The organism is Staphylococcus pseudintermedius (assembly GCF_001792775.2).
GTDB lineage: Bacteria > Bacillota > Bacilli > Staphylococcales > Staphylococcaceae > Staphylococcus > Staphylococcus pseudintermedius.
In genome coordinates, this window is the sequence record NZ_MLGE02000012.1 from 79,018 (window position 1) to 85,017 (window position 6,000).

Consider the following 6,000-nt stretch of genomic DNA (forward strand, 5'->3'; position numbering starts at 1 on the left):
AAAGATGTCATCATTTGATTCAAAAAGATGTATTGGCTATGCTTTTTATCACAAAAAAACACAGCAAACATTGCACGAATAACAACATTTACTGTGTAAGGTTTAACCATGAAAAATCAATAAAATGACGACCGCTACAATTTGAGCGACTGTTGTGGTGATAATTCGGCGTGTGTACATATAACTAAAACCGAGTAACAATTGGCAAACAAAAATGAATGTCACAATCCACCATTGATCTAAATAGATAAAAAATGAACCTGAAGCTAAAGCACCGATTATTATAGCGAGCCACGGTTTTGAAGTCATACGCACGATGCCTTTTTGTAAAATGGTACGCATATATAATTCATGACATGGCATTACAAATAATAGCGTCACTAAAATTTGCCATTTAAAATAAACACCTGTTCGTGATAATTGTTTAATTAACGAAGCATACGTCAGTTCTGAAGTGATCCATGAGAAAATGACTTGTATCAGTACAAGCGCAACACCAGTCGCTAACCCTATGGCAATGGATGTTAATAATCGTTTGGAGGCAAAATCTCTTTGATAAAAGACATAACTAATGCCTGCGATTAACATAATTCCTGTATAGAGTTGCCAATATACACCATGCTCACCCCACAACAACATTAAAATAATGTGGAAAGCAATAAAGCTCAGTATAAACCAAAGTAGCGGTTTGTTGATCTTTTTCATATACGTTTATCCTTTTTGTTCAATAATTTTATATCTCTTATGATTAATCACTGTTTTTTCAGGCAAATCTAACTCGCTGAAATTTTCCATGATCGTTAAATCAACAATGACAGAATTATCATTGATTTTTTCAACTTTTCCTCGTATCCCATCATAGAATTCTACGATATCTCCTACTTCTGCAATTGTCATCTTTCTGTCCCCCTTAGAAATTTACTAGCATATATTGTACTAAAATTTACATTTTAAATAAACAATTTACGTCAATTGTCAGAAATTATTTACATTCAGGGTCTTTTTAAGATAAATGATTGGAAAAATCGAATTAAATCATGCATAACATAAGTAAGGGCATATTTGGGGAAAGGAGTGTTTATGAGTGAAATTTATTAATAATCAAAACCATACTGATCCAACATTAAACTTAGCAATGGAAGAGTACGTATTAAAAACCGTACCTATGGATGACGACGATAGTTATTTTCTATTTTACATTAACAGACCGTCCATCATTGTGGGAAAAAACCAAAATACGATTGAAGAAGTACATCAACCTTACATCGAAACACATGCGATTGATGTCGTACGCCGTATTTCTGGGGGTGGCGCAGTGTATCATGATTTCGGTAATTTAAATTTCAGCTTTATTACTAAAGATGATGGCGATAGTTTTCATAACTTCAAAAAATTCACACAGCCGATTGTTGAAGTGCTCAACGATTTAGGTGTAAAGGCTGAACTCACAGGCCGCAATGACATTCAAGTTGGTCAAGCTAAAATCTCTGGTAATGCGATGGTCAAAGTCAAAGACCGTATGTTTAGTCATGGGACACTTATGTTGAACAGTGATTTAGATGAAGTGCAAAATGCATTGCGTGTCAATCCTGCAAAAATTCAATCAAAAGGCGTCAAATCTGTCCGCAAACGTGTCGCTAACATTCAAGAATTTATAGATGAGCCGCTTGATATTGAAACATTCAAAACCATTATACTCAAAAAATTGTTCGGTGAAGCAGAAGTCGAATCTTATACTTTGACAGAGGAAGATTGGAAAAATATTGAAAAGTTAAGCAACGAAAAATATCGCACGTGGGACTGGAATTACGGTAAAAATCCAAAATATAACTTTGAACGCGAGCATAAATTTGAAAAGGGTTTTGTTCAAATTAAACTTGATGTCAAAAAAGGTCGTATTGCGCATGCTAAAATTTTCGGGGACTTTTTCGGTGAAGGTGATGTAGCTGAACTTGAAAATGCACTGACAGACATTTTACACCAAAGAGCAGCCATTCAAGAAGCGCTCAAAGATTACGATCTTTATCATTATTTTGGCGACATTCCTCGTGATGACCTCATTGACATGATGGTTTAATACATGTAGATCACACTGTTATTAATCATATTGTATATTAACTTCATCTGATTCCGAGTCAAATGTGGCATATTTCACTTCTGTTAAAAGTGTAAATATTCTCTTATTGGTTGATTTCTGGATATAAGATGGTTAAAAATTGAACATATCGACATAAAAACAGGACTACCTCATACATGAAGGATAGTCCTGTTTAATTTGAAGATGTGGATGCACTTTGACTACTCACCGTTGACTGCCTCCAACTCTAAATATTCATCAGTATACTTTAGAAATGCTTGTTCATTTTTATTAACCAATGCTTCATCAATTAAATGCTGCAATTTTTGCTTCCTTTGATTCTTCAATGCATGTGCAATCACAAGTTCAACGCCCAGCTGATTAATCGTACGTACCGGGTCAGCAACCATTTGTTTCTTTACATCAGTTTGATTTTTCATGTTGAGTCACTCCTTTGTGTTAAATGCATAGTATTAAGTTATTTAATAGTATAACGAAACATGTCGCAAAACGCAACGAATTTTCTGAATTTTTAAAGTAATTAAGTCAAATTTTTATCTACTTTTTGTAATATTATCCATATATTTACAAAACGGCATTGACTTAGTTCAGAATATTCATATAATAAGAATTAGACAGAGAGACCCGACACCTTAAGAGATAGGAGGGTTCTATTATGGACCAAAAATCCAACATCATGTATGCAATTAGTAAGGGAGATATGTTTTTGAGACCAGTAGATGGTCCTGATGGTGCACTCACGAGTACGGAAATCTATAGATATGATGGTGATCATTTTATTATTCACGATCGTGCCCAACGTATTATTGAGCGCAGTTGTAGACATTACGGTGAATCGTACTCAGGAAGAAAAGCACAAGCTAAACGTATCGCCAATATCTCTAACAAGACACCCATATTGCTCACTCCAATTTATCAAACCTACTTTTTCCCCACTCACTCGGATAGGGTTCCTGAAAATAGTTGGCTGAACATGCATTACGTAGTCAAACTTAAACCATTAAAAGGCGCCCGTTGTAAAGTCACTTTTGCCAATGATTTAACTGTCATACTGCCTATTTCGCATCATAGTGTTAAACATCAATTTTTGAATTGTGTTTATTTTGCTTATTTAGTAGGAAGGTCTAATCAAGTACAAACACATAATCCTGAAAAACCTATTGATTATGACCAACAACCTTTTAATATTTTTGAAGCACTATCGCAATATGCTTTATTAGAAAATGCAAAAAGAGAATTAGAAGAAAAGAAGAAAAAAACGACTTACCTGTAGCTATGTTATTTTGAATTTTGTATTGAATAAATTATGATTGTATGACTTGCGAGAAAACGCAACATGTTTCATCTAGACTATTTATTCAACAAAGTGTAAAGTTAGCGGAATTTATATACGCATAGTGTAAATGTTCCGTTAACTTTTTTGTTATTAACCCTTGATTTCTCCAATGATGTTGATATAATAATATTTGTGATTGAAAAAGTTATTCCACAGTAGCTCAGTGGTAGAGCTATCGGCTGTTAACCGATCGGTCGTAGGTTCGAGTCCTACCTGTGGAGCCATGGAAACGTACTCAAGTTGGCTGAAGAGGCGCCCCTGCTAAGGGTGTAGGTCGCGAAAGCGGCGCGAGGGTTCGAATCCCTCCGTTTCCGCTAGGACGTCAAAAAAGTTTAAAATGCTTTTTTGACGCTTTTTTATTTCTTCGTCAAACCCAGTCGTATCAAGGGTTTCAGGAGATTATAAAAATAAGAGACAAACTTTGTTTAACTACCTTTAACTTAGTTTTAAAAATTTTTCGGCACAATGTGACTAGATAATGACTAAAAAATTATCATTTTAGTCACAAGCATTTTATCAATTAGTCACATCGTTTTATACTCAGATAAAATTACAAAATTGGACGGTCTAGTTCAGTAATGTCAATTTCACTTATTGAACCCTTGACAAATCGTAGGAAAGGGACTGGGACATGATGATTTCCCAGTCTCTGCTTCTATTTATGGATTGATATCCATTAATGGTGATTAAACTGTTGAAAAATAAGGGTGTATGTAAAAAATGATGCGATTGTTTTCTTGATTTCATCAACTTGCAAGCAGTTGCGCAGTATTTGAAATATGATTGCCCAGAAGGCTGAGACGCCTGAGGGATAAGTTAAAGGCTAAACAACGTCATTTAACTTTAAAAGTGGCTACCGTTTAACGCAGTAGCTGTCTGACTTCTCAATGCGCATGCTTTTGAGAAGTCTAGTCAGCCTTGTGGGGGCAGTACGACGAAATCTTTGTTACACATGAGATTCCTGTACTGCTCCCAAAATCCAATTCGGCTTCAAACAAGTGTTGACTTCAATCAAGCCGAATTGAGTTGGAGGGTCAGCCCCTAGGAAAGGGAAGCCATGATGGCAATCAAAAACCGAAAATCGTAGGGAGGGCAAGTTTAACAAAATATTGCATCAATCGCTTCAAAAGTTTTTATGTCCCGCCCCCTTTTTTATTTTATGCATGTCAAAACACCACGATATCAAGGACTTGAAATTGTTACGGCAAAATTCCTAAAAATTTAGTTTGAGTATAGTTAAATTTATTTTTTAGGAATTTAGGTCACAAGCGAGTCACGCGACCTTTTCATATTTACAATATACATTTCAAAAAAGAGCGAAAATTGCCTGTTCTACAATCAAATTGCTTTATAGCTCCATACTTACACCCTCTTTTTTCTTACATCGAATCCATCAGTTTGTTATCCTTTCTTAATATTAATAAATACCACTTGAGTAATGATGTACATCTTAAAAGGTGGACTAAAATCCGACTTTTATAGTACGTTTTTATTAGGTAAATATTATAGATTGGACGTTACGTTAAAAATCGTTCAAGCATATTTGAATAATAACTTAAGTTCTAAAATCTCCCCCAAAATATAGCGTATCGGATAGTTCAATAATTAATACATGACACAAACAATATTTGAAGTTCGAGTCAACTAGATGAGATGAAAAATTACAAAAAGGGAGATACTAGATGTTTTAAAGTATCTTTTTAAAATTTAGATAAGAATATCTATTGTCTAATCATGAAAAAACCAGTCATTTTAAAATTTCTATCTTTTTTAAATTTTTATAGCTAAAAACAATCCATAAAATCTTCTCCAAATATCTCAATATTTTAAAGTCAACTATCATTGGAGTTCGAATGTTAGAAAGTACTATAATAACGTGTTTACTTCTGTAATATATCATTAATCAAAAATGGTTAAATTCCAAACAACCTCTATGCTATTCAATCTTATTAATAGAAGTATTATATAATTATTTTCACTTGTAAAAATAGAAATTTTATATAATAGGAAAATTTTAGTTTTAGAATTCCGTTATTAATTAAAATTTTTAATTGCTTTTGTTGTTTTAAACAATTGGTTATGATAGAATTCAAACACAATCGATTAGAATTTAAATCGACAAAAGTTAAATGGAGATGATATTTAAATGAAACACATGAACTCGAAAAGTAACCGAACGCTCTCTCGCTTTTCAATTCGAAAATGCTCTGTGGGGACAGCATCGTTTTTAATTGGAACTGTTGCGTTTTTCGGAATACATCACGAGGCTTTCGCAGCTGAAAACTCAACAACTCCCGTCACTGTAGCGCAATTACAAAGGGCTGACCCAAAAGTAGCTCCTATATGAAAAATAGAGGTCTTTCCATTTAGATAGTAGTGGAAAGACCTCTATTTATCTTTTGAAAGTGAATACAAAAATAAAGCACACTCTGCTATAATATAGGTGATTAATCCATTTGAGAGAGGTGCTTTATCATGTATCAAAATTATACCATAAACAAAATTTGTTTGACTATAGAGAGGGAAATTAAATTAGAAGAAAATGAGGGGGATAAGGAAAGTGTGA

The 6,000-nt window shown here is 33.8% G+C and carries 5 protein-coding genes, 2 tRNA genes and 1 pseudogene; 5 read left to right on the plus strand and 3 right to left on the minus strand.

Annotation, left to right across the window (positions count from 1 at the left end; translation table 11 throughout):
* Window positions 1-102 precede the first annotated feature (102 nt).
* The gene (locus tag BJK46_RS09085) at window positions 103-705 is read right to left on the minus strand and encodes a CPBP family glutamic-type intramembrane protease (RefSeq protein ID WP_014614327.1); all 603 of its coding nucleotides are present in this window, start codon (window positions 703-705) and stop codon (window positions 103-105) included.
* 6 nt (window positions 706-711) lie between these two features.
* Window positions 712-897, minus strand: a complete 186-nt coding sequence (locus tag BJK46_RS09090) for a YkvS family protein (RefSeq protein ID WP_014614328.1) — start codon at window positions 895-897, stop codon at window positions 712-714.
* Between the two features lie 187 nt (window positions 898-1,084).
* On the opposite strand from BJK46_RS09090, the gene BJK46_RS09095 reads away from it, so the two are divergent.
* A complete protein-coding gene (locus BJK46_RS09095) occupies window positions 1,085-2,077 on the plus strand; it encodes a lipoate--protein ligase (RefSeq protein ID WP_014614329.1) in 993 nt (330 codons plus the stop codon).
* A 221-nt stretch (window positions 2,078-2,298) separates the two neighbouring features.
* Here the strand turns inward: BJK46_RS09095 and BJK46_RS09100 are convergent, their stop codons facing one another.
* Window positions 2,299-2,517, minus strand: a complete 219-nt coding sequence (locus tag BJK46_RS09100; protein WP_014614330.1) for an IDEAL domain-containing protein — start codon at window positions 2,515-2,517, stop codon at window positions 2,299-2,301.
* A gap of 236 nt (window positions 2,518-2,753) precedes the next feature.
* Between BJK46_RS09100 and BJK46_RS09105 the strand changes: the two genes are divergently transcribed.
* The 4 genes and pseudogenes from BJK46_RS09105 to BJK46_RS12675 form a co-directional block, all read left to right on the plus strand.
* Window positions 2,754-3,371, plus strand: a complete 618-nt coding sequence (locus tag BJK46_RS09105; RefSeq protein ID WP_014614331.1) for a competence protein ComK — start codon at window positions 2,754-2,756, stop codon at window positions 3,369-3,371.
* Between the two features lie 212 nt (window positions 3,372-3,583).
* Window positions 3,584-3,658 (plus strand) — tRNA-Asn (locus BJK46_RS09110).
* 1 nt (window position 3,659) lies between these two features.
* Window positions 3,660-3,748: transfer RNA gene (locus BJK46_RS09115), tRNA-Ser, on the plus strand.
* Window positions 3,749-5,580: 1,832 nt separating this feature from the next.
* A pseudogene (locus tag BJK46_RS12675) lies at window positions 5,581-5,727 on the plus strand (YSIRK-type signal peptide-containing protein); the annotation flags it as partial.
* Window positions 5,728-6,000: the final 273 nt, after the last annotated feature.

What these genes read in the sequence shown, in the direction of transcription:
- BJK46_RS09085 (WP_014614327.1), bottom strand. Translation starts at nt 705, where the DNA reads ATGAAAAAGATCAACAAACCGCTACTTTGGTTTATACTGAGCTTTATT.
- BJK46_RS09090 (WP_014614328.1), bottom strand. Translation starts at nt 897, where the DNA reads ATGACAATTGCAGAAGTAGGAGATATCGTAGAATTCTATGATGGGATA.
- BJK46_RS09100 (WP_014614330.1), bottom strand. Translation starts at nt 2,517, where the DNA reads ATGAAAAATCAAACTGATGTAAAGAAACAAATGGTTGCTGACCCGGTA.
- BJK46_RS09105 (WP_014614331.1), top strand. Translation starts at nt 2,754, where the DNA reads ATGGACCAAAAATCCAACATCATGTATGCAATTAGTAAGGGAGATATG.